A 23,440-nucleotide genomic window follows, 5' to 3' on the forward strand; every position below is an offset into this window, starting at 1 on the left:
GTGTTCGGGGCGCGCTGTCGCGGCTGCCCACTGGCCGCTCGATGCACCACCGCGGCCACTGGACGGACGCTGCGACTGCACCCGCACGACGCGCTGCAACGCGCACACCGCCTCGCCGCTCGAGACCCCGAGCTCGTCGAGATCTACCGCCGGCACCGGCCGATGGTCGAACGCAGCATGGCCTGGCTGACCCGCGGCAACCGACGGCTGAGATTCCGCGGCGTCCGCGCCAACGATCTCTGGCTGTCCCACCGCGCCGCCGGACTGAACCTGCGCCGACTCCTCGCCCTGGGCCTGCACCGACCGCCCACCGGGAGCTGGGCCCTGGCCTGACCGGCCTCCGGCCGCCCAGGCCACACCACGCACACCTCACAACCCCGTCCGAAACAGGCTGCCCTCGCAGCTACCCCGCCCGGAGACCGCCCTAATTCAGCAGTCTCCTAGGAGTGCGCGTGTAGCGCGGGCGCAGAGCGGCTTCGGCATGACGACACTCGCCCGTGACCCCACCCGGCTGCGGACGGGGGAACACCTGCGCCCCGGCCGTCGCCCGGTTCACGCCGGGGGGTTCAGCCCGAGGAGGAACGGGCGTACACCGTGGCCCACGAGCCGTGTTGCGCGTTGACGTGCGTCTTGTAGGTGGAGACGTCCCGCAGGTACCGCTGCTGCGCCGGCCGTTCGCCAGCGCGCTGGAGCCTGCGGCCGAGGCCGGCACGGCGCTCATCGGGGCCACTTTCCCCCCCCGGGGCCAGGGTGGGTCAGGTCGCGAAGTCGGTCGTGAGCGCCCGCGCCTGCCCGGCCTCGATGTCGGCGGTCAAGGTCTGCACCTTCGCCTGCGCGAGGCCGTAGGAGTCCGAGCCCAACAGCTGGTGCAGCGGGGCATCGCCGGTGTCGACCACGTCGATGATCGCGGTGGCGGCCTTGGCGGGGTCGCCCAGCTGGGTACCGGCCATCGCCTGGTGCTGCTCGGTCATCTCCCGGACGGCCGGGTAGGCGTCCGTGGTGGCCGCCGGCAGGCCCAGCGACTGCGGCCGCAGGAAGTCGGTGCGCAGGTAGCCCGGCTCGATGAGGTGCACCGCGATCCCGAGGTCGGCCACCTCCGCCGCGAGCGACTCGGTCAGGCCCTCCAGCGCGTACTTGCCCGCGCAGTAGAGACTCCAGCCCGGGAACGTGGTGAGGCCCAGGATGGACGAGATGTTGAGGACGTGTCCGCCGCGCTGGGCCCGGAACAGGGGCAGCGCCGCTCGCAGGACGTTCCAGACGCCGAAGACCTGGACGTCGAACATCGCGCGGGCCTCCGCATCGGTCACCTCCTCCACGGCGGCGAGGAAGCCGTAGCCCGCGTTGTTGACCACGACGTCCAGCCCGCCGAAGCGGTCGGTCGTGGCCGTGATCGCCGCCGCGACCTGCTCGGCGTCCGCGAGGTCGACCTCCAGCGCGAGCAGCCGGGTGGTGTCGGTGTCGCCCAGCGCGGCGGTGAGGCGCGCTGCGGAGCGGGTGGTGGCCGCGACGTGGTCGCCGCGCTCGAGGAGCTGCGAGACGAGCTCGAGACCGAGCCCGCGGGAGGCCCCCGTGACGAACCAGGTGCGGGGTGCGGTGGGGGTGGGGTGCGCCATGTCGGTGTGCTCCGTCCGGATCGGTGTGTCGGCCGGCGTCCGCTCGCCGGTGATCACGAGTCTCCGATCGGGAGACGGCCCGTGGGGGGCCACGACAGGGGTGCTTCGACCTGGGTCTGCGCGGGCCGGGTCCCGGCTGACCAGGACTCGGCGACCCACGTTCGCGGCCCCGTGAACAGGGGACGGTGCGGCATGATCGGGCCATGGCCGAGACGAACCGGGAACTGGCGGACTTCCTACGCCGGGCCCGCTCGGAGCAGGACCCGCTGCGGGCAGGCCTGCCCGCGGACGGCCGGGTGCGGAGGGTGAAGGGGCTGCGCCGCGAGGAGGTGGCCCTGCTCGCCGGGGTGTCCACGGACTACTACACGCGGCTGGAGCAGGGGCGGCCGATCACCCCGTCGGAGGGGGTGCTCGACGCGGTCGCGCGGGCGTTGGGGCTGGACGACGTCGGTCGCGCCCACCTCGGGCACCTGGTCGGGGGCACCTCCCGCACGCGCGCACCGCAGCGGGTGCAGCGTGTGCGCCCCGGGCTGCACCAGCTCCTCGACACCTTCGACGTCCAGCCCGCCCTGATCCTCGGCAGGCGCACGGACGTCCTGGCGTCCAACCGGATGCTGCGCGCGCTGCTGACCGACTTCGACGCCGTTCCGGCGCCCCAGCGCAACTACGCACGCTGGATGCTGCTGTCGGACCAGGCCAGGGAGCTGTTCGTGGACTGGGAGGAGCAGGCCCGCAGCGCGGTGGAGAGTCTGCGGTTCGACTTCGGCGAGCACCCGCAGGACCGGGGCATCCGCGACCTGGTGGCCGAGCTGACCGCGCAGAGCGCGGAGTTCCGGACGTGGTGGTCGAGCCACCGGGTCTTCCAGCGCACCTTCGGGGCGAAGCGGCTGCGGCACCCGGTGGTCGGAGAGCTCACGGTCGACTACGAGACCTTCACGATGCCCGGTGACCCCGACCAGACCCTGTTCGTCTACACCACCGAGGCCGGCACCCGCTCCCGCGAGGCGATGGACCTGCTCGCCAGCTGGGCCCAGCCGGCGGGCAGGACCCGCTCGGGATCCTGAGGTCCCGCCGCGTGGCCCGCCCGGCGATCCTCACCTCGACGAGATCACCGGGGGCGGTCCGCCCCGCGTCGGCGACGGGTCGAGGGGCTCGGCGGCGATCAACACGGGGCAGGCCGCCAGCCGCAGGGCTCCGCGGGCCGCGGGCCCGAGCAGCGGCCGGTGGGGCTCGGCGGACCCCATCACGAGCAGCCGGGCGTGCGCGGAGCGGTCGACGACGACCTCCAGCGGGCGGCCCCGGGACAGGTGCACGGAGTAGGGCGGCGTCCCCCATCGCCACAGCCAGTCCTCGATGTCCTCCAGGGCCGCGGCGCCTTCCCGGGCGGAGCGGGCCGCGTGCACGACCTTCAGGGCGGCACCCGATCGGGCGGCGGCGTCCCGGGCCTGCCGGAGCACCGCCGCGTCCGTCGCGAGATCGCGGACCGCGGCCACCACCGGCCCATCGGGGGACCCGCCCGGGGGGACGACGACCACCGGGGCAGCAGGCCAGCCCCGCGATGTCGAGCGTGAGCGAGGACGGCCCGGCGCCGTCGAACCCGAGCACCAGCAGGGCGGCGTGTCGCGAGGCCTCGACCAGGGCCGCGCGCGGGTCGTCCCCCGCGGTCTCGGCGCGGGTACGGACCTCCTGCTCGGCCTGGCGCGCCACGGTGTGGGCCCGGGCGAGGAGCCCGGCGGCGTGGTCGTGTCGCGACCCGGGCGGGCCGGCCGCGGCCGGGGCGGCGTGCAGCAGGGTCAGCTCGACGCCGCGCAGGACGGCCTCGTGGGCGGCCCACCGGGTCGCGCGCACACCCGCCTCGGTGCCGTCGACGGCGACGGCCACCCCGGAGGTGGTGGGTCGGGCGCCCGGGCGGCGCGCCGCCGCGGACAGCGGCCTGGTCATCGGGGGGCTCCTCAGTGGACGGTGTGGACGAGGTCCGGGTAGGGGCGGCGTGGGGTGGTGGGGACGGGCCAGCCGTGGCCGAGTCGGAGCACGACCAGTGGCGGGCGGAAGCCACCGAGCATGCGGCGCAGGCTCTGGCGGGCGTCCGGGACCTCGACGAGCTGGGAGAGGAAGGAGGCGGAGAGGCCGTGGGTGGTGGCCGTGAGCAGCACCCGTTCGAGGGCCTCGCCCGCACGGACCTCCTCGTGGGGGCCGTCGGAGTGCGCGGTGAGCACGGCGATGATCGGGTCGGCCTCGAACCCGGGGTCCGGCTTCCCGTTGCCCCGGGTGAAGTCGCGCATCACCCACACCGAGTTGGGACGGGGGAGCGGGCCGCCCGACGCGGCGGGCACCCCGTCGGACCGGGGTTCGTCGTGGCCGGTCCAGCGTTCGAGCTCGGCGGCGAAGGCCGGGTCGGACACCTGGACCTCGTGGGCGTGGCGGGCCAGGTCGCTCAGCTCGGTCCGCTGGGCCGGGTCGGTCACGAGGTGCAGCCAGGCGCCCTCGTCCAGGGCGGCGCGGCGGAGGTCGTGCAGCGCGGCGGACGCGATCGCGCCGTCGGTGAACGGGGTGCGGTTGGTGTGCCTGCGGGGGATCGCCTCGAGCAGCCGCCGCTGCGCGGGGGTGGCCCGGCGGGTGCCGCCGCGGCGGACGATCGCGACCAGATCGGGCTGCGTCGGGTCGGGCAGCACGCTCACCAGCGGCTTGACCCCCTGCCCCAGCAGCGCGAGCCGGAGGTTGAGCAGCGCCGCTCCGCAGGCGATCCGCAGCTCGCGACCGCTCGGGTCGGCGACCCGCAGCTGCCTGGTCCGGTCGGCCCACAGCTCGATCGCGTGCTCGGACACCCGGAAGGACCACGGTTGGGTGTTGTGCAGCGACGGCGCGCGGCTCGCCGCCCGGAGCACGTCGTGGAGTGCCGGCTCCCCCAGCCCGAGCGTCGCCGTCGTCTCGATCATCACCACTCCGCCGTGTCGTCCCGGACCACCGTGCTCCGACACACGCTCCACGCCCGGCCGGGCACCGACTAGCGTCGAAGGTCCTCACCGGTTCGGGGTGTTCGGCCCGTCCGCGGACGGGCCGGGGCGCGGTGTGATGTGCAGGGAGGTGACGGCCATGGGGGTCGATCCCACGGGACGGGCGGGCTCGCCGGTGTCCGGTGTGCTGTCCGGGCTGCGGTTGCAGGAGCTGCTGGAAGAGGTGCAGGAGCGGCTCGGCCAGATCGCCGCGGGCCGCGACCGGATGCAGAGCCTGCTCGACGCCGTCCTCGCCGTGGCTGCGGGGCTGGAGCTGGAGACCACCCTGCGGCGCATCGTGCAGTCCGCTGTGGACCTGGTCGACGCCCGCTACGGCGCCTTGGGCGTGCTCGCCGCCGACGGCTCGATCGCCCGGTTCATCGACGTGGGTCTGCACCCCGGGCAGCGGGAGACGATGGGCCGCCCCCCGACCGGCAAGGGTCTGCTCGGGCAGCTGATCATGGAGCCGCGGCCGCTGCGGCTGGCCGATCTGACCGCGCACCCGGCGTCGGTGGGGTTCCCGGCGAACCATCCGCCGATGCGCAGCTTCGTGGGTGTGCCGGTACGGGTGCGGGAGGCCGTCTACGGCAACCTCTACCTCGCCGAGAAGCTCGGCGGGGGCGAGTTCACCGCGGACGACGAGGTGGTCCTGCAGGCGCTCGCGGCCGCCGCGGGGATCGCGGTGCAGAACGCGGACCTGTTCGAGCAGAGCAGGTCGCGGCAGCAGTGGCTGGAGGCACTGGCCGAGGTGCGGGCGGACGTCCTGGCGGGCGCGGGCGAGGAGGAGGTCCTGCAGCTCGTCGCGGTGCGCACTCGGGAACTGACCCGCTCGGCCGCGGCGGTCGTCCTGCTCGGCCCGGACGAGGACGGGCGCTACCGCCTGGGTGCCTGCGACGGCGTCGCCGGGGACGACCTCCCGGCCGAGGGCATCGAACCGGGCGGTGCGTTGCAGGAGCTGGCCGACAGCCGGGGCCCGGTGCTGGCCGACACCCCGGGCACGCTCGTCGAGGCGCCGTGGGACGGCGCCGGGCTCGGCCCCGTCGCCGTGGTCCCGATGCGCTCCGCGGAGCGCATCATCGGCGTGCTGATCGCGATCCGCGGCGCGGGCGGCGACCTGTTCCAGCCGGTCGAGGTGCCGCTGGTGCTCTCCTTCGGCCAGCAGGCGGCGCTCGCGCTGGAGCTGGCGGAGAAGGGCCGCACCCAACGGCAGCTCGACGTGCTCGCCGACCGGGACCGGATCGCCCGGGACCTGCACGACGTCGTCATCCAGCGGCTGTTCGCCACCGGGCTGCAGCTGCAGAGCACGATGCGCCGGTCGACCCAGCCGGAGGTGGCCGACCGCATCGCCCACGCCGTGGGCGAGCTGGACGAGACCGTGCGGGAGATCCGCACGTCGATCTTCGACCTGCACTCCGCCGAGCAGGGGGACCGGGGCCTGCGTCGCGCTCTGCTCGACACGGTGACCGAGCTGGCCGCGGACTCCGGGCTCGTGGCCTCGCTGAAGACGTCCGGCGCGGTGGACACCCTCGTCCCGGCCGAGCTGGTGCCGCAGGTGCTCGCCGCCGCTCGGGAGGCGGTCAGCAACGCCGTCCGGCACTGCGGCGGGCGCACGGTGACCGTGACCCTGGAGGTGGGTGCGGACCTGGTGTTGCAGGTCGTCGACGACGGCACCGGAATCCCGGACGACGTCGCCCGCAGTGGGCTGCGCAACCTGGCCGACCGGGCGCAGGTCCTCGGCGGACAGCTCGACGTCGGCAGGCGCCCGGCCGGTGGGACCCGGCTGACCTGGCGGGTCCCGCTGACCGAGCCCGCTTAGCGGGAGGTGCGACGTCGGGCGGCGTAGACGGCGGCCTCGGTGCGGCGGGCGTAACCGAGTTTGTGCAGCAGGGAGGAGACGTAGTTCTTGACGGTCTTCTCGGCGAGGTAGAGCTCCTGGCCGATCTGGCGGTTGGTGAGTCCGTCGGCGATGAGCTCGAGGATGCGTCTCTCCTGGGGGCTCAGCGAGTCGTAGCGGGGGTCCTCGGGTTCGTGGCGGCCGTGCCGGAGCCGGTCGAGCACGGTGGCGGTGGCTTTGGGGTCGAGCAGTGAGCCGCCTGCGGCGACGGTGCGGACGGCGCCGATGAGGTCGGTGCCTGCGACCTGTTTGAGCAGATAGCCTGCGGCGCCGGCGAGGATGGCGCCGAAGAGGGCTTCGTCGTCGGAGAAGGAGGTGAGCATCAGGCAGGCGGGGGCGGGGTCCATGGTGGAGCGGACCTCGCGGCAGACCGAGACGCCTTCACCGTCGGGGAGCCGGACGTCGAGGATGGCGACGTCGGGTCGGGCGGCGGGGATGCGGGCAAGGGCTTGGGCGGCGGTGCCGGCCTCGCCGACGATCTGGATGTCGTCCTCGGTCTCGAGCAGCTGGGCGATGCCGCGGCGGACGATCTCGTGATCGTCGAGCAGGAACACCGAGATCGTCACGGGCTCTCCTTCGTGGGTGTCGGTTCCACGGTAGCCGCCGGTGACCAGGCCTGGGCCCGTGCGGAGGTCCCGGGTCGGTAGGGCCGTAGGACCCGGTTCCGCGTCGACACGGCACCGAGTCCAGCGGTCGACTGCTCGGTCATCGTCCACTCCGGACGGGCTCGCGGCCCACCTCGACCCGGGTGAGTCCGGGGGTGTGGTCCGGTCGGTGCGTGACGACGAGTGCGGTCCGGTCCGCCGTCGCGGCGAGGATCTCGGTGCTCAGGGCGGCGGCGGTGGCCTCGTCGAGGTGGGCGGTGGGCTCGTCGAGCACCAGGATGGGGCGGTCGGCGAGCAGTGCCCGGGCGATGCCGAGGCGTTGGCGCTCGCCGCCGGACACGGTGCCGCCGTGCGCGCCGACCGGGGTGTCGAGACCCGCGGGCAGCCTCGCGAACCAGCCGCCGAGCCGGGCCCGCCGCAGGACGGCGACGAGCTCGGCGTCGGTCGCGTCGGGGGCGGCGAGGGTGAGGTTGGCACGCAGCGAGCCGTCGAACAGGTGTGTCCACGACCCGCACCACGCGATGCCGTCCCGCACCTGCTCGCCGCGCAGCATCCGCACGTCCCTGCCGTCCGCACGCAGGGTGCCCGCCCGCGGCGCGAGGGTGCGCAGCAGCGCGGCGACCGCCGTGGACTTGCCGCTGCCCGAGGGCCCGACCAGCGCGATCCGGTGTCCGACGGCCAGGTCGAGATCCAACCCGGCGACGGCGTCGCTGTCCGAGCCGGGCCAGCGCACCGCGAGGTCCTCGGCGTCCAGGGTGGTGGGTGAGGCCGCGTCGGGGGCGTGCTCGGGATCGACGACCGCCGGCTCCAGGGACTCCAGTGACTGCAGCCGTTCGGCCGCGGGCACGATGGACAGCAACCGGACGGCCGCCTCCGGGAGCCCGGCGACGATCTCGGCGAGCGCGAGCGGGGTGAGCGCGAGAACGGCGATCACCGGCCCGGCGATCCGGCCGTCGGCGTAGGCCGCGAGGCCCAGCGCCGCGCAGACCACCGCCGTCGCGCCGATCGCGAGGACCGCCAGGGCGGTGCCCGCCCCGGTGGCCGTCGCGGCCCGCCGCCGGGCCGTCGCGAGCTGGTCGTCGACGTGCGCGAGTGCGTGGCGGTGGCGGTCGGCCGCGCCGAAGACCAGCAGGTCCGCGGCGGCGTCGAGCAGCTCGACGGTGCGCGAGGCGACCTCGCTGCGCAGGGCCGCGGTCCGGTGCTCGCTGCGGTGCGCGGCCCACGCCGCGACCGCGGGCGCACCGACCCCCGCGACGAGCAGCCCGACGGCGAGGGCGAGCCCCGCGGCGGGGAGCAGCAGCAGGAACCCCGCCACCGCCGCGCCGCCCACCAGCAGCGCCGCGCACCCGGGGAGCAGCACGCGGACCAGGAGGTCCTGCGGGGCGTCGGTGTCCGCGATCAGCCGGACGAGCAGGTCCCCGCGGCGGTGCCGGGCGGTGGCGGCGGGCCCCAGCCGGACGAGATCGCCCCACAGCCGCACCCGCAGGGCGCTGCCGACGCGCAGCGCGGCGTCGTGCGAGACGAGGCGCTCGGCGTAACGGAACACCCCCTTGCCCAGCCCGAACGCCCGGACCGCGACGATGGCCACCATCAGGGTCAGCACCGGCGGCTGCAGCGCCGCGGTGGAGATCAGCCAGGCCGACGTGGCGGTCAGCGCCACCCCCGAGCCCCAGGCCGACGCCGCGAGCAGCACGGCCAGGACGAGCCGCGCGCGCTGCTCCCGTGCGGCCTGCCGGACCCAGGCCGGCAGGCCGGGTGGGCCCGGCCGCGACGGCCGGGGCGTCGGTCGCGTCGCGGCCGGGGGTCGGGGGGTGGCCGCGTCGTCGGCGGACCCGGCCGGGGTGGGCCGGGCCGGGAGCGGGGTCTCCCCGCCCGCCCCCGGCTGCTCGGTGGGGGGTGCGAGGGAGACGACACGATGGCATCGCCCGAGCACGTCGGCCCGATGGCTGACCACCACGACGGTGCGCCCGGCCGCGATCTCGTCCAGCGACTCGCCGATCCGGGTCTCCGTGTCGGCGTCGACGCCCTCGGTGGGCTCGTCGAGCAGCAGCAGGGGCCGGTCGGCGAGGATCGCGCGGGCGAGCGCCACCCGGCGCCGCTGCCCGGTCGAGAGCCCGCCCCCGTCCTCGCCGAGCGGGGTGTCCAGCGGCAGGTCCAGGCAGGCCAGCCGGGCCGCGCGGGCCACGCTCGCCGGGCCGGCGTCGGGCGCGGCGAGGGTGATCGCCTCCCGCACCGTGTCCCCGGTCAGGACCGGACGCTGCGGCACCCAGGCGACCCGGCGGCGCCACCACGTCGGCTCGACGGCGGCGAGGTCCGTGTCGCCTGCGAGGGCCGTGCCGCCGTCGGGGGCCCGCAGCCCCGCGAGCACGTCCAGCAGCGTCGACTTGCCGCAGCCACTGGGTCCGGTGATCCCGACGACGGCGCGGGGCGGGAGATCCAGGTCGAGTGCGGTGAGCCGCCCGTCGACCCGCACGCCCCGCAGCCGGAGCCCCACCAGCGCGGGATCGGGAGCGCCCGCCCGGCCGGACTCCGGTGCGGCGGTGTCCAGCAGGTCGAGTGCCGCGCCCGCCGCGGCGGTCCCGGCGGCGGCGTCGTGGAAGCGCGCGCCGACCGCGCGCAGCGGCAGGTACACCTCCGGTGCCAGCAGCAGGACCAGCAGCCCGGTGCCCAGGTCCAGGGAGCCGTCGACCAGCCGCAGGCCGATCGATACGGCGACCAGCGCGACCGACAGCGTCGCCACCAGCTCCAGGACCAGCGAGGACAGGAACGCGACCCGCAGTGTGCGCAGCGTGGCGCGGCGGTAGGCCTCCGCGAGCGTGCGCAGACCGGAGGTCTGGTGCCGGTCCCGGCCGAAGGCGACGAGCACGTCCAGGCCCGAGACGAGGTCGAGGAAGTGGTGGCCGAGCACCGCCAACGCCCGCCACTGCCGGGCCGTCGCGCGTTCGGTGTGCAGGCCGACCAGGACCGCGAACACCGGGACCAGCGGCACCGTCAGCCCGACGATCACCGCCGACACCCAGTCCGCGGTGAGGATCCGGACCCCGAGCATCGCCGGGACCACGGCCGCGACCAGCAGCGCGGGCAGGTAGCGGCCGAAGTAGCCCTCCAGGTCGTCGAGCCCGCGCGCGGTGAGCGTGGCGAGCTCACCGCGCGGGGGCAGGTCGGCGCGCCGCGGCCCGAGCCGCAGCACGTGCCCGACGATGCGGCCGCGCAGCTCGCGCACGACGTCCGCGGACGCGCGGTGCGCGGCCACCTCGGCGATCCACGCCAGCCCCGCCCGCCCGGCGACGGCCGCGAGCAGCAGCCCCAGCAGCGGGGCGAGCAGATCGAGCCCGACGCCGCCCAGGAACCCGTCCGCGACCACCCGGGACAGCAGATCGGCCTGGACCATCACCAGGGCGGCGGTGGCGACGGCCACGCCCAGCCCGAGCAGCACGAAGCGGCGGGCCCCGGAGGCCTGGCGGAGCAGGCGGGGATCGAGCGGCCTCATCGGGCGTGGGCCCCCGTGCGCACCGGCAGCCCGGCCTCGCCCGCCACGTCGTCGCGGGTCAGCCGCCTGCGGAACACCCAGAACGTCCAGGCCTGGTAGGCCAGCACGATCGGCGTCAGGGCGACCGCGACCCAGGTCATGATCGTGAGCGTGTACGCGGTCGAGGAGGCGTTCGTGGTGGTCAGGCTGTGCGCCGGGTCGGTGGCGGGCAGGACGTCCGGGAACAGCGTGCCGAACAGCGTCACCACGATGGCGACGATCGCCCCCGCGGTGGCGAGGAACGCCCAGCCCTCACGTCCGCGGGCGGCGAGCAGGGTCCCGGCCACGAGCCCGACGGCGGCGACCCCGGCCGGGACCAGCGTCCACAGCGGACCGTAGGCGAGCACGGCCCAGACCAGGAACCCTCCGCCCGCCACGACCAGCAGGGGACCGGTGACCTTCGCGACGCCGATCGCGCGGGTCCGGACGTCCCCCGTGGTCTTGAGTGCGAGGAACACCGCGCCGTGCAGCGCGAACAGCAGCACCGTGGTGACGCCGCCGAGCAGCGCGAACGGGTTGAGCAGCGTGAAGAACGTGCCGGTGTACTCGTGGTCCGCGTCGAGCGGGACCCCGCGGACGATGTCGGCGAACGCGACGCCCCACAGCAGCGCGGGCACGAACGAGCCGCCGACGATCGCGGCGTCCCAGCGGCGGCGCCACCGGTCGTCGTCCAGCTTCCCGCGGTACTCCAGGGCCGTTCCGCGCAGGATCAACGCCACCAGCAGCAGGAGCAGGGCGAGGTAGAAGCCGGAGAACAGCGAGGCGTACCACTCGGGGAAGGCGGCGAACGTGGCGCCGCCCGCGACGAGCAGCCAGACCTCGTTGCCGTCCCAGACCGGGCCGATCGTGCCGAGCGCGACGCGGCGGTCGGTCTCGTCCCGGGAGACGACGGGCAGCAGCATCCCGACACCGAAGTCGAACCCCTCCAGGACGAAGTAACCCGTCCAGAGCAGGGCGATGAGCAGGAACCAGAGGGTGGTGAGCTCCATGACCGGGCTCCTAGTAGCTGACGGACGGGGTGGGCGTCGCGATCGGCACGACGCCGGCGGGCGGCGGCGGACCGGCCTTGACGTAGCGCAGCATCAACCCGACCTCGACGACGGCGAGCCCGCCGTAGAGCAGGGTGAACACGATCAGGGAGATCCACACCGAGGTCGTGGACACCGCGGGCGAGACGCCGTCGGCGGTGCGGAGCATGCCGAACACCAGCCACGGCTGGCGGCCCATCTCGGTGAAGATCCAGCCCGCCGTGTTGGCCGCGAACGGCAGGAACAGGGCGACGATCGAGCTGGTCAGGAACCACCGCGGGATCGGTCTCGTCGCCCGCTTGCGGGTCAGCCAGAGCCCGACGAGCGAGAGCAGCCCGGCCAGCATCCCGAACCCGATCATGAGCCGGAAGGTCCAGTAGGTGGTGGGGATGCTAGGGGTGTAGTCACCCGGGCCGAAGGTCTGCTCGCTGCGCGCCTGCAGGTCGTGGACGCCCTCGACGGTCCCGTCGAAGGAGCCGGTGGCCATGAACGACAGCACCCGCGGCACCCGCAGGCTCCAGACCTCCTGCGACCCGTCGAGCGAGCCGACGGTGACCAGCGAGAACGACGCGGGCGCCACGGTGTCGTACAGCGCCTCGGCGGCGGCCATCTTCATCGGCTGCTGCTCGGTCATCAACCGGGCCTGCAGGTCGCCGCTGACGACGACGCCCAGGCTGCCGACCAGCAGCGTCACCAGCGCGACCCGGATCGAGGGCCGGAAGACCTCGGTGTGGGTGCCGGGCCGATCAGCGCGGCGCAGGTGCCAGGCGCTGATCGCGAGCACGAACACCCCGGCGGTCACGAAGCAGGCGGTGAGGGTGTGCGCGAACGCGCCGACGGCCGTCGAGTTGGTCAGGACCGCGCCGAAGTCCTTCAGCTCGGCCCGGCCGGTGGCGTCGTTCACGACGGAGCCGACCGGGTGCTGCATCCAGGAGTTCGCGGCGAGGATGAAGTACGCCGAGAGCATCGTGCCGATCGAGGCCAGCCAGATGCAGGCCAGGTGCACCCTCTTGGGCAGCCGGTCCCAGCCGAAGATCCACAGGCCCAGGAAGGTCGACTCGAGGAAGAAGGCGAGCAGCCCCTCGATCGCGAGCGGGGCGCCGAAGACGTCGCCGACGAACCGGCTGTAGTCGCTCCAGTTCATCCCGAACTGGAACTCCTGGACGATGCCGGTCACCACGCCGATGGCGAAGTTGATCAGGAACAGCTTGCCCCAGAACCTCGTCATCCGCAGGTAGCGGTCGTCGCCCGTGCGGACCCAGGCCGTCTGCATGCCGGCGACGAGGAAGGACAGCCCGATCGTCAGCGGGACGAAGAGGAAGTGGTACACGGTGGTGATCGCGAACTGCCACCGTGCGAGATCGAGGTTCATCCGGCCCTCCTGGCCACCGGCGGTTCCGGTCGGTGATCAGGCTCGCCGCCCGCCGGGGTCCGTCGCGAGGGCCGAGGGGCGCGGGTCGGCGGGACCCTCGGTGGGGGTGGTCGGGACGAAGGTCCCGACCTGGCCCCCGGCGGTCATCCGGCGGCGAGGCGCTCCGCGCGGGTCCTGATGCCGCGCAGCATCCGCCGCTGCATGGCGAAGTCGCCCAGCTCCAGCAGGACCACGCCGAACAGCGCCGTGAGCGGACGGGACCAGTCGTAGCGGGCCCGGACCCTCGTCACCAGGCGGGTGCCGCCGTCGGGCAACGGGCTCAGGCGCCAGACCCAGGAGCTGTCGGGCTTGGCCCACAGCAACCAGCGGGGGGCGTCGAACGCCTCGACGCGGAAGGCGGTGCGCTCCGTCGGCGTCCCCCACGGGGACATCGGCACCCATCCGCCCACCTCGAGGTGCTGGAGGTCCTCCCGTACCTCGGTGGCGCTGGGGCGGGCCAGGTTGTCGAGCAGGTCGTCGCTGTACCAGCCGCCGCGCCCCGCACCGACCTGCACCAGCCACGGCCACACCTGCTCGGGCGGGGCGGCGATGGAGATCGCCCGGGTGGCCCGGAACGAGGCGCCCGGGCAGAGCTCGTCCCCCGGCAGGGCGGCCGCCACCTCGGACGGTTCGGCGCCCCAGCACAGGTGGCGACGCCGGTACAACGGTGCGGTCAGGAACAGCGGGAGGTCGGCGAGGACCGCACCGACCTGCCGGCCGAGCTCGGCGCCGGTGGGCGCGCGGAGCCAGGGGAGACGTGACGGCGTCGACGCTCGTTCCGACATGCCGCTCAGCCTGCCGCCGAGGAGGAGCCGGTGGCCAGGGGCGACGGACACGGGGCCCACCGGTCGTTCGGCCCCTCCGGGGCCGGGGTCGGGCCGGGGTGGTCGCCCGCGCCGCGTGGGCGGGCTCCTCACCGGGCCGCGAGGACCTGTTCGCGCAGGATGTCGGCGTGCCCGGCGTGTCGGGCGAGCTCGCGGAGCATGTGGACGTGGATCTCCCACAGCCGTCGCTCCCCCCGACCGGTCACGACGGCGTCGAGCTCGAGCGCGGCGACCGCCTTGCGGGAGGCCGCGCAGGCCTCCCGATGGCGGGCCCGCACGGAGTCGACGGTGTCCGACTTCCGCAGCCGGAACGACGAGTCCGGGGTGCCGCGCTGCGGCTTCCCCGTGATCGCCTCGCCGTACCAGACCCCCTCCACCCAGGTGACGTGGGTGAGCAGGCCGAGCAGGGTCGTCCGCGAGGGGACGAGCCGGCGTCGGGCCTCCTCCTCGGACAGCCCGTCCAGGCTGTCGTGCAGGGCGACCCGCTGCTCGTCGATCAGGTCCTCGAGTCGGCTGCGCATGGCGCCGATGGTGCCCGAGCCCTCCGCGGTGAGCATGTCGTCTTGCCGAACCGGCATGTGGCCGGGGCCCACGCGTCAACCCGGGGGGAGTGGGTACTCCTGCCCGGTGGGTGATGGCGTCGGGGACGGGCCGGCCGGCGAGGCCGGGGTGGTCCAGGCCGCGTTCGACGAGATGCCGATCATGCTCGTCTACGTGGAGGGGCCCGAGCACCGCTTCGCCGCGGCCAACCGGGCCTACCGGGAGTTCCTCCAGGCGCCCGATCTCGTCGGGCGGCCCATCCGGGACGTCATGCCCGAGGCGGAGGGGCAGAACCTGTTCGAGCTGTTGGACCGGGTCTACGCCACGGGTCGAGCCCAGTCGGGGCGGGAGTGGCGGGTCTACTGGAACGCGACGGGGGAGACCTTCCTGACCTTCGACGTGGTCCCGCGCTTCGGCACCGACGGGACGGTGGTCGGGCTGCTCACCCAGATCTCGGACGTCACCGAGCAGGTGCAGGCGCGGCGTGCGGCCCAGGCCGAGGCGAAGGAGGCGCGGGAACGCTACGAGCAGGCCCGGGACGTGATCACCACCCTGCAGCGCGAACTGCTGCCGCGCGGGGTGCCGGTGATCCCGGGACTGGACATCGCCGCCTCCTACCTGCTCGCCGACACAGACACCGCGGCCGGCGGGGACTGGTTCGACGCCTTCGCACTCGCCGACGGCCGGGTGGCCCTGGTGGTCGGTGACGTGGTCGGCCACGGAGTCGCGGCCTCGGCGGCGATGGGGCAGCTGCGGGTGCTGCTGCGGGACCGTCTGGCCCGGGGTGGCGGTGCCGGGGGCGGCCTGGTCGAGGCCGCGCTGGACGGGCTGGACGCGGCGGCGAAGGACATCCGCGGTGCCCGCGCGGCGACGCTCTGCGTGGCCGTGGTCGATCCGCGCCGGGGAACCGTCGAGTACTGCACCGCGGGGCACACCCGGCCCCGCTGCTGGTCTCGGCGGACGGTCCGGCCCGCTACCTCACTCCGACCGGGGCCGGGCCCCTCACCAGCGGTGTCGGGTTCCCGGTCGCCTGCGAGCAGCTCGGCGAGGGTGAGCTGCTGCTGCTCTACAGCGACGGCATCATCGAACGGCCCGGGCGGGACCTGGCGGGGAGCACCGTGGAACTGGCCCAGGTGGTCGCCGACATCGCGGCCGGGCGCGGACTGCCCTCGCCGTTCCGGTCGGTGCCGCGCCGGGTGAGCACCGAGGGCATCGAGCTGGTGGTGCGGGGGACCGGGCACGCCGACGACATCACCCTGCTCGCCGCCCAGCGGGTCGCTCCGGTGCCCGACCTGGTCCTGGAGACGCGTGCGTCTGCGGAGGTCGTGGACGAGCACCGCCGAGCGCTGGGGGCGTGGCTGCGCACGTGGCACGCCGACGAGGCCGATGTGGTCGCCGCGCAGCACGCCGTGGGCGAGCTGGTCACCAACGCCGTCGAGCACGCCTACGGCCCCTCGGGGACCGGCCCGGTCTCGGTGACCGCGACGGTGACCCCGCGCGGTCTGCTCCGTGTCGAGGTCCGTGACCGTGGGCGCTGGACACCGCCCGGAGGGGGCCCGGCGCGGGGGTGGGGGCTGTCCATGACCGGCGAACTCGCCGACGCCTTCACCCTCGACCGGGCCGACGACGGGACCACGGCGTCGATCGAGCTCGCCCTGTCCCGGGCGGCGACCCTGCTCACCGGCGACACGCAGGCATGGGGGGACGGCCGGAGCGAGCGCGACGCCGACCCGTTCCTGATCCTCGACCTGTCGGGCGGCGACGGTGACGCGATCCGCGTGGACGGGCCGCTGGACGTCGTCAACGCCCCCGTCCTCGACCGCGAGATGATCCGCCGGAGCCACGGCGGGGCCACGTCGCTGGTGGTCGACCTGACCGGCGTCACCCACCTGGCCAGCGCCGGGGTCTCCGTCCTGATCCTGGCCCGGCAGCGGTGCGTCGACGGGGCCTCCCTCACCCTGGTGGCACCCCCGGGCACCGTGGCCGACCAGATCCTCACCCTCGTGCGACTGCCCCACCAACCGAGCCGCCCGCCCGGCCCGCACGACACCTGACGGGATCCGACGGCGCCGGGTTCAGCCGAGCGAGGCGACGATGGGGGACTCCACCACGCCGAGTCTGTCGAACTCGGCCCGGAAGGTGTCGCCCGCGGCCATGGGGACCGCGGCGTGCAGGGCGCCCGTCATCACGAGGTGGCCCGGTTCGAGCGCGACGCCCCGGGCGCCGAGCACGGTGGCGAGCCAGGCGACGACCGCCATCGGGTCGCCGAGCGCGGCCGCGCCCGCTCCGGTGGCGATCACCTCCCCGTTGCGGGAGAGCACCATCCCGGTGAGGCGGGTGTCGATGTCGTCGAGGGGAACGACGTCGTCGGACACCACGTACGCGCCGTTGGAGGCGAGGTCGGCCACGGTGTCGGCCAGCCGGATCCGCCAGTCGGCGACCCGGGAGTCGACGATCTCGATGGAGGCCACCGCGCCCCGCACGGCGGCCCGGGCCTGCTCGACCGTGACGTCGGGGCCCGTCAGCCGCTCGCCCAGGACGAAGCTGATCTCCGCCTCCATCTTGGGCGCGATGAAGCGGTCCAGCGGCACCTCCGCCCCGTTGCCGTAGCGGGTGGACCGCAGCACCGGCCCGAAGTCGGGGGAGTCGACCCCGATGAGCTGCTGCATCGCGACGGACGTCAGGCCGACCTTGTAGCCGACGATCTCGTCACCGTCGTCGAGCAGCATCGGTACCAGGGCCTGCTGGATGGCGTATCCGTCGGCGAGGGTGAGGTGTGGCTCCGCGTCGGTGAAGGGGGCGATGGGCACCCGGTTCCGTCGGGCCTCGTAGAGCGCCTCGGCCTTGCGCGGTGCGTCCTGCACCGTCACGGCGTCCTGTGTGGGCTCACCCATGGCCGTGCTCCCGGGCCAGCTCGAGCGGGACGTCGATGATCATGTCCTCCTGGCCGCCCACGTAGCCGAGCTCGCCGCACCGGCGCAGGATCTCGTGAGCCGGGACCTTGTAGCGGTCGGCCGCCCGTTCCGCGTGCAGGAGGAAGAGGAGTAGACCCCGGCCCAGCCCTGCACGATGGCGTTGCGGTCCATCTTCGGCCACCGTGGCAGGTACGGACGCACGACGTCCTCGGCCGCGTCGATCAACCCGAGCACGTCGAGACCGGTGTCCACGCCGAGCCGGTCGAAGACGGCGGCGAGCACCTCGGTGGGGGAGTTGCCCGCCCCGGCGCCGAGCGCGTGGGCGCGCCGCAGGTCCTCGGCGGTCCCGATGCCGGGGACGAGGAGGACGGCGATCTTCGCGCTCGTGGCCTCCTCGCGGGCGGCGGCGATCAGCGTCGTCTCGTCGGTGCGGGAGAAGCCGTAGTTGAACGACGACCCGCCGATCCCGTCGCCGTGGGAGACCTCGATGACCTCGACGCCCGCCCGGTCCAGAGCGCGGACCGTGTCGCGGACCTGGGACTCGGTGAAGCGGTGGGCCATGGCGTGGCTGCCGTCGCGCAGCGTGGTGTCGATGATCCGGACGTCCCGGGTGAGGGTGGGCCTGATCGTGCCGCTCATGCCGCGGACTCCTGCCTGGCGATGGCCATCAGCTCGCCGACGCGGGCCGCGGCGGCCGTCATGATGTCGAGGTTGCCCGCGTAGGCGGGCAGGTAGTCGGCGTTCCCCGGCGCCGCGGGAGGCGACGGAGGCGACGATCTCGGCGTACGGGACCGGTGTGACCCGCGAGACCGCGTGCACGATCGGGATCGTCGCCTGGCCGCCGCAGGTGATCATCGAGACGTTCGGGGCGTCGAGGTGGGCGGCCCCGTTGACGGGGGGCGACACCATCGGCCCGAGGTGGGCGGGGGTCAGGTCGACGGCCTGGATGCCGGCCTCGGCGTAGCGGGGGGCGCGCTGCGCTGGAGCTTGACGAGCAGGTCGGTGCCGATGTTGCCCGGTCCGACGATGGCGGCGGTGACCGGCTCCGGTGGGTGCTGGGACATGACTGGACGATCGCAGGGCGGCGCGTGGACACTCCAGCGATGCGTTCGACTCAGCGGGACGGCGGTCCGACCTCGGTCATCGGTCGTGCCTTCGGTCTGCTCGCGGCCTTCCGCCCGACGGACGGTGCGCTGAGCCTGTCGGAGTTGGCCCGACGGACGGGACTGAGCAAGGCCACGGTGCACCGGCTGGTGCACCAGATGGCCGAGCAGGGCGCGGTGGAGATCTCTGCCGAGGGGGTCCGGGTCGGCACCCGGCTGTTCGAGCTGGGCCAGCTCGCCGCGCGGCCGCGCAGCCTCCGCGACGCGGCCGCGCCGCACCTGGCCGACCTGCGGGAGGCGACCGGGGAGACGGTCCACCTCGCGGTGTCGGACGGGGCGGAGGTGCTCTACGTGCAGAAGCTGGAGAGCAGGCGGGTCCCCGACGTGGACTCGCGGGTCGGCGGGCGGATGCCGCTGTACTGCACGGCCGTGGGCAAGGTGTTGCTCGCGCACGCCCCGGCCGACGTCGTCCGCGAGGTGCTCGCGGGGCCCCTCGAGCGCAGGACCCCGCGGACGGTGGTCGCCCCCGGGCTCCTGGAGCGCGAGCTGGCGCGGATCCGGGAGACCGGCGTGGGGGAGGAACGGGAGGAGTCGACCGTCGGCGTCGCCTGCGTCGCCTCACCGGTGTTCGCGACCTCGGGGAAGGTCGTGGCTGCGGTGTCGATCACGGGGCGGTCGACGCGCGTCGACCCGAGCCGGCTGGCCCCCGCGGTGCGCACCGCCGCGCTGGGCATCTCACGGTCCCTGCGGTCCGCCGGATGGCTGCCGGAGGACGTGCGTTCCCGGCCGGGGTAGTGGGCTTCCCCGACCTGCGACGACCAGGAGACTCCGCGTCAGGGAGGTCGGAGCCAGGCGGGCGGTGATCGCCGCCGAACCGCGCGGGGAGGTCACGATCGATCGCGGCCGCGTTCGCCCTCGGGGTGCCCGTCGTCGCCGTCCTCCCCGTCGTGGCCGCTGTGGCCCGACCGCGTTCCTCGCGGTGGTGCTGGCGGGAGCACCGCTCTGGCCGGTGCTGGTGCTGCTCTTCCTGGTCACCACCTGCATGGGTTTCGTGCTCGGGACCGGGGCCGCGCTGGCCACCGGGGAGGTGCGGGACGTGGCGGGCACCGGGTCCGCCCTGCTCGGGGCGCTGCAGTTCGGACTCGGCGCCGCGGTGTCGCCGATCGTGGGCTCGAGTCCGATCGCCATGGGCGTGACGATGCTCGTCACGGCGACGCTCGCCCTCCTGTCCGTGGCGGTGCTCGTCGGCGGGCCGCGACGAGGAGGACGAGGGATGGCGATCGATGGCGATCGATCTCGATCTCGGCGGGCGGGTGGCGCTCGTGACGGGGTCCACCCAGGGCATCGGGCACGCCGTCGCGGTGCGGCTCGCGGAGGCGGGCGCCGCGGTCGTGGTGAACGGGCGGGACGGTTCCCGGGTGGAGGCCGCGGCGAAGCAGGTCCGGGACGCCGTGCCGGACGCGACCGTCAGCGGCGTGGTGGCGGACCTGACGGCCGCCCAGGACGTGGACGACCTGCTGCTGCAGGTGCCGTCATCGCGAACACGGTGACCTACCTGTGCTTGGACCTGGCCACCTCCACGACGGGCGGCGCGGTGCGGTCCGACGGCGGCTACGTGGACTCCATCCTGCCCTGAGGAATGAGCTACCTTCGGGATAGCTCGTTGAAGGAGGGTGCATGCCGCTGCGGTCCGACTGGTCGGGGAAGCCGTGCTCGATCGCGCGGGGGGTCGAGGTGGTCGGCGACCCCTGGGTGCTCGTCCTGTTGCGCGAGGCCTTCGCGGGAGCGGTGCGGTTCGAGGAGTTCGCGGGCCGGACGGGCATCACCGACAAGGCGCTGAGCGCGCGGTTGAAGCGGCTGGTCGCCGCCGGGCTGCTCGAGCGGGTGGCGGCGGGGGCGGGTGCGCGTCCCCGTGCGGAGTACCGGCTGACCGAGGCGGGGGCGTCGACGCTGCCCATCCTGCACGCCTACGCGTTGTGGGCCGAGCAGCACGCGCCCCATCCCGAGGGCAGGCGGCTGGGGATCAACTGTCGTGGGTGCGGGGCGGCCGCGCAGAGCGCGGACGTATGTACGGCGTGCGGGCGGCGGCTCGACGCGGACAACGTGCGCTGGACCCGGCCGAGCGACGGTGCCCATGTGGACCTCGAGGGTGCACGCACCGACTGACGGTGGTGTCTCCTCGCCCACTTTGCTTGCTTCAAGCTAGCTAGCGCGTCAGTCTGACGCCCGGAAAGGGGAGGGCGATGCGGATTCTGGTGGTCGGTGCGGGCGCGGTGGGCGGGTGGTTCGGCGGGGCGCTGGCCCGTGCGGGTGCCGACGTGTCGTTCCTGGTGCGGGGCCCGCGGGCCGCGCGGCTGCGGGCGGAGGGGCTGGTCCTCGTCGGCCCGGCGGACGAGCGGACGGTCCTCCCGGTCCGGGTGGTGACGGCCGACGAGCTCGCGGAACCCGTGGACGTCGTCCTGCTCGCGGTGAAGGGGCCGGGCCTGGAGTCGGCGGTGGAGGACGTCGCGAAGGCGGTCGGTCCGCGGACCGCGGTGCTCCCGCTGCTCAACGGCGTCCGCCACCTCGACGTGCTGGCCGAGCGCTTCGGTCCCGCCGCGGTGCTCGGTGGGCTGTGCCTGGTGGTGAGCAGGCTCGACGCCGACGGCGCGGTCCGCACGCCGGCCCCCGGGGCGTCGGTGCGGCTCGGTGAGCTCGACGGACGCCCGTCGCCGCGGGTCGCGGACATCGTCGCCGCGCTCGACGGCGCCGGGTTCGACGTGACCGGCTCGACCACGATCGTGCAGGACATGTGGGAGAAGTGGCACTTCATGGCCGCGGGCGGAGCGACCGGAACACTGCTCGGCGGGACCGCGGGGGAGGTCACCGCGGTCGAGGGCGGCGCCGAGGTCGTCGCGGCGATCATCGCCGAGGCGACCGCGGTGCTGGCCGCCGCGGGGAGACCGCTGCGGGACGACGCCCGGGCCCGCGTCGAGGGGGCCCTGCTCACCCCGGGGTCGGGGTTCACCACCTCGCTCTACCGGGACCTGGCCCCCGGGCGGCCGACGGAGGTCGAGCCGATCCTCGGCGACCTCGTGCGCCGGGCGACCGCGCTGGGCGTCCCGGTGCCGACGCTGGCCGCCGCGGCGGTCCGGCTGCGTGTGTCCGCGAACGGGGCGGGCTGATGTCCGCCGTGTCCGCGGGCGTCGACCGCGGAGCGCGGCGCGCCACGACCGCGGTCGCCCTCATCTCCGGGTTCATGGTCAACCTCGACCTGTGGGTCGTGAACGTCGCGATCACCGCGATCGGCGGGTCCCTGTCCGGCAGCTCCCTCGCGGGCCTGTCCTGGGTCATCAACGGCTACGCGATCGCGCTCGCCGCGCTGCTGATCGTGTCCGGGCGCGCGGCGGACCGGTACGGGGCCCGGCGGGTCGTGCAGGCCGGGATGGTGGTGTTCACCCTCGCCTCGGTGCTGTGCGCCCTGTCGCCGAACCTCGCCGCGCTGGTCGCCTTCCGCGTGGTCCAGGGGGTCGGCGCGGCCATGCTGACCACCGCCTCGCTGAGCCTGCTGCTCGGCGTCACGCCGGTCGAGGGACGTGCGCACGCGGTGCGGAACTGGGCCGCCGTCGGCGCGCTCGCCGCCGCCACCGGGCCTACCCTGGGCGGCCTGCTCGTCGCGCTCGACTGGCGGTGGATCTTCCTGATCAACCTGCCGATCGGCGTCGCGGCCTTCCTGCTGGGTGCCCTCCGGGTGCCGCGCACCGCCGGCAGGCCGGACGCGCCGCACCCCGACCTGCTCGGCGCGCTGCTGCTCTCGGCGACGGTGGCCGCGCTCGTCGCCGTCGTGATCGAGGCCCCCGCCGACGGGTTCACCCCCACGGTGCTCGTGTCGGCGGCGGTGCTCGTCGTCGCCGGGGTGGGGTTCGTCGTCCGGAGCCGGGTCCACGCCAACCCGCTGATCGCGCCCGCGATGCTGCGACTGCGCGGGTTCCCGCTGGTCAACGTGGCCATGCTGGTGTTCGCGGCGGCGTTCGGGATCATGCTGTTGGCCAACTCGCTGTGGATGCAGGACGTGTGGCACTTCAGCGCCGTCCAGACCGGGCTCGCGATGGCGCCGGGTCCGCTGATGGTGCCGCTGACCACCGCCGTGTTGCGGCGCTACGGACGGGGGGTCCGGCCGATCGTCTTCGTGGTCTTCGGCGGGATCCTGTTCGCGCTCGGCATGGCGTGGGCGGTCGTGGCACGCACCCCGGAGCCCGCCTACCTCACCGCGGTACTGCCCCAGCTCGTCGCGACCGGTGTCGGGGTCGGGCTCACGATGGGCAACCTGCTCGCCGCGGGCTCGGCGCTCGTCCCGCACGAGCACACCGGCGCCAGCAGCGGGGTGCTCAACACCTCGCGCCAGGTCGGGTCGAGCGTGGGTGTCGCGGTGATCGTGACCGCGCTCGCCGCCACCGGGCAGTCCGTCCGCGGCTTCGACATCGGCTGGGTGGTGGCCGTCGCCTGCGCGCTGCTCGTCGCGGTGATCGCGGCCCTGCTCGCCCGGCGCGACGAGCCGGCGGGGGTCAGCGGATGATCCAGTGCGTCCGCCAGGCCTCGGGGTCCTCGGTGAGCTCGGCGACCTCCTTCGGCACGGAACCCGCGGCGAGGTGCGCGAGCTCGATCAGGCGTGGTGGACGGCTTCAACCTGCTGCCCTACCTTGTTCCCCAGGCGCTCACGGACGTCGTCGAGCGGCTGGTCCCCGAGCTGCAGGAACGCGGGGTCTACCGCACCGAGTACGAGGGGACCACCTTGCGCGAGCACCTCGAGCTGGGCCCGGCGTGAGCCATGAGAGCGTCCTCGACCTGGTGGGGAACACCCCGCTGGTCCGGCTGCGACGCCTGACCGCGGGCCTGGCGGCGCAGGTCCTGGTCAAGCTGGAGTACCTGAACCCCGGCGGTTCGGTGAAGGACCGGGCGGCCCTGGAGATGGTGCGCGCGGCCGAGGCCGCGGGCCTGCTGCGGCC

21 protein-coding genes and 4 pseudogenes are annotated in these 23,440 nt (G+C 74.6%); 12 read left to right on the plus strand and 13 right to left on the minus strand.

Annotation, left to right across the window (positions count from 1 at the left end):
• Window positions 1–333, plus strand: a 333-nt coding sequence (locus tag BLS43_RS28280; RefSeq protein WP_176921616.1) for a transposase, incomplete at its 5' end; no start/stop codon positions are given.
• A gap of 422 nt (window positions 334–755) precedes the next feature.
• Here the strand turns inward: BLS43_RS28280 and BLS43_RS28285 are convergent.
• Window positions 756–1,613 (minus strand): SDR family NAD(P)-dependent oxidoreductase, encoded by an 858-nt coding sequence (locus BLS43_RS28285; RefSeq protein ID WP_093089785.1) that lies wholly within the window; start codon window positions 1,611–1,613, stop codon window positions 756–758.
• Between the two features lie 203 nt (window positions 1,614–1,816).
• Here BLS43_RS28285 and BLS43_RS28290 point away from each other — a divergent pair, with 203 nt between their 5' ends.
• Entirely contained in the window at window positions 1,817–2,677 is an 861-nt protein-coding gene (locus tag BLS43_RS28290; RefSeq protein WP_093089771.1) for a helix-turn-helix transcriptional regulator, read from the plus strand.
• Window positions 2,678–2,707: 30 nt separating this feature from the next.
• On the opposite strand, the gene BLS43_RS30350 is transcribed toward BLS43_RS28290, so the two are convergent.
• The 3 genes and pseudogenes from BLS43_RS30350 to BLS43_RS28300 all read right to left on the minus strand — a co-directional run bounded on the left by BLS43_RS30350 (window position 2,708) and on the right by BLS43_RS28300 (window position 4,549).
• Window positions 2,708–3,148, minus strand: a complete 441-nt coding sequence (locus tag BLS43_RS30350) for a universal stress protein (protein WP_176921615.1) — start codon at window positions 3,146–3,148, stop codon at window positions 2,708–2,710.
• Window positions 3,149–3,209: 61 nt separating this feature from the next.
• Window positions 3,210–3,554: pseudogene (locus tag BLS43_RS32240) on the minus strand (universal stress protein); the annotation flags it as partial.
• Window positions 3,555–3,565: 11 nt separating this feature from the next.
• Window positions 3,566–4,549, minus strand: coding sequence for an Acg family FMN-binding oxidoreductase (locus BLS43_RS28300; protein ID WP_093089786.1), 984 nt, complete (start codon window positions 4,547–4,549; stop codon window positions 3,566–3,568).
• A 157-nt stretch (window positions 4,550–4,706) separates the two neighbouring features.
• Here BLS43_RS28300 and BLS43_RS28305 point away from each other — a divergent pair, with 157 nt between their 5' ends.
• A complete protein-coding gene (locus BLS43_RS28305; RefSeq protein ID WP_093089787.1) occupies window positions 4,707–6,422 on the plus strand; it encodes a sensor histidine kinase in 1,716 nt (571 codons plus the stop codon).
• Here BLS43_RS28305 and BLS43_RS28310 read toward each other — a convergent pair.
• From BLS43_RS28310 to BLS43_RS28335, 6 genes are all read right to left on the minus strand, one after another.
• On the minus strand, window positions 6,419–7,066 hold the full coding sequence (locus BLS43_RS28310; protein ID WP_093089773.1) for a response regulator: 648 nt from the start codon (window positions 7,064–7,066) through the stop codon (window positions 6,419–6,421). The two genes, BLS43_RS28305 and BLS43_RS28310, sit on opposite strands and share 4 nt — an antisense overlap.
• 139 nt (window positions 7,067–7,205) lie before the next feature.
• A complete protein-coding gene (cydD, locus tag BLS43_RS28315) occupies window positions 7,206–10,595 on the minus strand; it encodes a thiol reductant ABC exporter subunit CydD (RefSeq protein ID WP_093089774.1) in 3,390 nt (1,129 codons plus the stop codon).
• A complete protein-coding gene (cydB, locus tag BLS43_RS28320; RefSeq protein WP_093089775.1) occupies window positions 10,592–11,623 on the minus strand; it encodes a cytochrome d ubiquinol oxidase subunit II in 1,032 nt (343 codons plus the stop codon). Before cydB ends, cydD begins: the two co-directional genes overlap by 4 nt.
• 10 nt (window positions 11,624–11,633) lie before the next feature.
• A complete protein-coding gene (locus BLS43_RS28325) occupies window positions 11,634–13,034 on the minus strand; it encodes a cytochrome ubiquinol oxidase subunit I (RefSeq protein ID WP_093089776.1) in 1,401 nt (466 codons plus the stop codon).
• Window positions 13,035–13,177: 143 nt separating this feature from the next.
• On the minus strand, window positions 13,178–13,909 hold the full coding sequence (locus BLS43_RS28330) for an SRPBCC family protein (protein WP_218130048.1): 732 nt from the start codon (window positions 13,907–13,909) through the stop codon (window positions 13,178–13,180).
• Between the two features lie 77 nt (window positions 13,910–13,986).
• Entirely contained in the window at window positions 13,987–14,454 is a 468-nt protein-coding gene (locus BLS43_RS28335; protein ID WP_176921617.1) for a DinB family protein, read from the minus strand.
• 19 nt (window positions 14,455–14,473) lie between these two features.
• On the opposite strand from BLS43_RS28335, the pseudogene BLS43_RS31810 reads away from it, so the two are divergent.
• Together BLS43_RS31810 and BLS43_RS31815 are read left to right on the plus strand one after the other, a co-directional pair.
• Window positions 14,474–15,343 (plus strand): annotated as a pseudogene (locus BLS43_RS31810) (SpoIIE family protein phosphatase); the annotation flags it as partial.
• A 41-nt stretch (window positions 15,344–15,384) separates the two neighbouring features.
• Window positions 15,385–16,491: an ATP-binding protein gene (locus BLS43_RS31815; protein ID WP_281245881.1), complete on the plus strand. Its 1,107-nt coding sequence runs from the start codon at window positions 15,385–15,387 to the stop codon at window positions 16,489–16,491.
• Between the two features lie 21 nt (window positions 16,492–16,512).
• Here BLS43_RS31815 and BLS43_RS28350 read toward each other — a convergent pair whose 3' ends face one another.
• The 3 genes and pseudogenes from BLS43_RS28350 to BLS43_RS32245 form a co-directional block, all read right to left on the minus strand.
• The gene (locus BLS43_RS28350) at window positions 16,513–17,331 is read right to left on the minus strand and encodes a 2-keto-4-pentenoate hydratase (RefSeq protein ID WP_093089780.1); all 819 of its coding nucleotides are present in this window, start codon (window positions 17,329–17,331) and stop codon (window positions 16,513–16,515) included.
• Window positions 17,324–17,991 (minus strand): annotated as a pseudogene (locus tag BLS43_RS28355) (hypothetical protein). The gene BLS43_RS28350 and the pseudogene BLS43_RS28355 overlap by 8 nt, the downstream one beginning before the upstream one ends.
• 105 nt (window positions 17,992–18,096) lie before the next feature.
• Window positions 18,097–18,342, minus strand: a pseudogene (locus tag BLS43_RS32245) (acetaldehyde dehydrogenase (acetylating)); the annotation flags it as partial.
• A 113-nt stretch (window positions 18,343–18,455) separates the two neighbouring features.
• On the opposite strand from BLS43_RS32245, the gene BLS43_RS28365 reads away from it, so the two are divergent.
• The 7 genes from BLS43_RS28365 to BLS43_RS30730 form a co-directional block, all read left to right on the plus strand.
• Window positions 18,456–19,250, plus strand: a complete 795-nt coding sequence (locus BLS43_RS28365; protein WP_093089781.1) for an IclR family transcriptional regulator — start codon at window positions 18,456–18,458, stop codon at window positions 19,248–19,250.
• 488 nt (window positions 19,251–19,738) lie between these two features.
• The gene (locus tag BLS43_RS28370) at window positions 19,739–20,005 is read left to right on the plus strand and encodes an SDR family NAD(P)-dependent oxidoreductase (protein WP_218130049.1); all 267 of its coding nucleotides are present in this window, start codon (window positions 19,739–19,741) and stop codon (window positions 20,003–20,005) included.
• 127 nt (window positions 20,006–20,132) lie between these two features.
• Window positions 20,133–20,621 carry a winged helix-turn-helix transcriptional regulator gene (locus BLS43_RS28375; protein ID WP_093089782.1) on the plus strand — a complete coding sequence of 163 codons (489 nt, stop codon included), beginning with the start codon at window positions 20,133–20,135 and terminating at the stop codon, window positions 20,619–20,621.
• 77 nt (window positions 20,622–20,698) lie between these two features.
• Entirely contained in the window at window positions 20,699–21,619 is a 921-nt protein-coding gene (locus BLS43_RS28380; protein ID WP_093089783.1) for a ketopantoate reductase family protein, read from the plus strand.
• Entirely contained in the window at window positions 21,619–23,010 is a 1,392-nt protein-coding gene (locus tag BLS43_RS28385) for an MFS transporter (RefSeq protein WP_093089784.1), read from the plus strand. The genes BLS43_RS28380 and BLS43_RS28385 overlap by 1 nt, the downstream gene beginning before the upstream one ends.
• Window positions 23,011–23,103: 93 nt before the next feature.
• On the plus strand, window positions 23,104–23,259 hold the full coding sequence (locus tag BLS43_RS30725; protein ID WP_245707900.1) for a hypothetical protein: 156 nt from the start codon (window positions 23,104–23,106) through the stop codon (window positions 23,257–23,259).
• The coding region (locus BLS43_RS30730) for a pyridoxal-phosphate dependent enzyme (RefSeq protein WP_218130050.1) at window positions 23,256–23,440 on the plus strand (185 nt) is incomplete at its 3' end. The genes BLS43_RS30725 and BLS43_RS30730, both read left to right, overlap by 4 nt.

Source organism: Pseudonocardia oroxyli, assembly GCF_900102195.1.
GTDB classification, from domain to species: Bacteria; Actinomycetota; Actinomycetes; order Mycobacteriales; family Pseudonocardiaceae; genus Pseudonocardia; species Pseudonocardia oroxyli.